General features: G+C 39.8%; 1 protein-coding gene. It reads right to left on the bottom strand.

What is annotated here, in order from left to right; all coding sequences use genetic code 11:
- Positions 1-30: 30 nt before the first annotated feature.
- Positions 31-1205 (bottom strand): IS3 family transposase gene (locus DET49_RS18335; RefSeq protein ID WP_243729728.1). Its coding sequence is split into 2 segments (ribosomal slippage): positions 31-950 and positions 950-1205, totalling 1176 coding nucleotides; the frame shifts between segments, so codons are not numbered across the junction.
- Positions 1206-1274 lie beyond the last annotated feature (69 nt).

The following is a 1274-nucleotide window of genomic DNA, read 5'->3' as shown; positions in this document are numbered from 1 at the left end:
TGGACTTGCAACAAAAAACGGGACAAAAAGTTAAGCTACATTTTTAAATTTCATTAATTCTTCAAATTCTAATATGGTTTTGTTGCCCAAAGCCGAGTGTCTTCTATTTCGGTTGTACCATGTTTCTATCCATTCAAACACCGCTAGAGCAGCCTGCTCTTTTCGCTCATATCGGGTTCTATATATGAGTTCGACTTTTATGCTTTTAAAGAAGCTCTCTGCCACGGAATTATCCCAGCAGTTCCCTTTCCTGCTCATACTTTGCTGAACTTCCTTGTGAGCGTTCAATACATTTTTAAAGGCATTGCAGGCATATTGAACACCTCTATCCGAATGAAATATAAGGTTACCGGATAGGGGTCTGTTTTTAATAGCCATTCTCCAGGCAGCTATGCAGGTGCTTGCCGCAGTTAAATCACTACTGAGGGACCAGCCTACAACTTTGCGGTCAAAAAGATCAATAATTACCGTTAAATAAAGCCATCCTTTCTTGGTTCTAATGTAAGTGATATCCGACACCCAAGCCTGAGCTTTACCTTCAGGAGAAAAATTTCTGTCCAGGATATTATCTGCTACCGGATATTTGTGTTTAGAATCAGTGGTGACTACAAACTTTTTAGCGTGTACAGCCCGTATACCATTTTGTTTCATCAGCCGGGCTACTCGAGGTCTGGACACTTTAAATCCTTTAGCTTTAAGCTCATCGGTTATCCGTGGACTTCCATAACTGGCTTTGCTTTTCTGGTGGATCCGTCTGATCTGGGAAAGCAGCATCCGGTTCTCATTGTTCCGGTTAGAAGGAAGCATTTTTTGACTTCTATAAAACCCGCTCTTACCCACTTTAAAAACTTTACACATCTTCCCAACTGGAAATTCTGATCGATGATCCTTTATGAATTGGTAGATTTCCTGTCGTTCGCGGAGAAGATGCCGACCGCCTTTTTTAAGATATCCCGTTCCATGGTTACATCCGCTAGTTTCCGTTTTAACCTGGCTAGTTCTTTTTCTTCTGGGGATAATTGTTTATTACCATTACCGCTAAAAGATAAGGAAGGATTATTTTTAAACTCTCTTCTCCAGCGATAGATCAGTTCAGGGCGAATACCTAATTCATCAGCAACTTCACGGATATTACCACGAACATTGCTCAATTCAAGGGCCTTTTGCTTAAATTCTTTACTGTAGTTCTTTCTGTTTTCTTTCATCGTTTTATAAAGTTAAGGTTTTTTAATTATTACCCTTAACTTAGTGTCCCAACAAATGTAGCAAGATCA

Source organism: Salegentibacter sp. 24, assembly GCF_004362395.1.
In the GTDB taxonomy this organism is placed as follows: domain Bacteria; phylum Bacteroidota; class Bacteroidia; order Flavobacteriales; family Flavobacteriaceae; genus Salegentibacter.
This window is presented reverse-complemented; position numbering and strand designations above follow the sequence as displayed.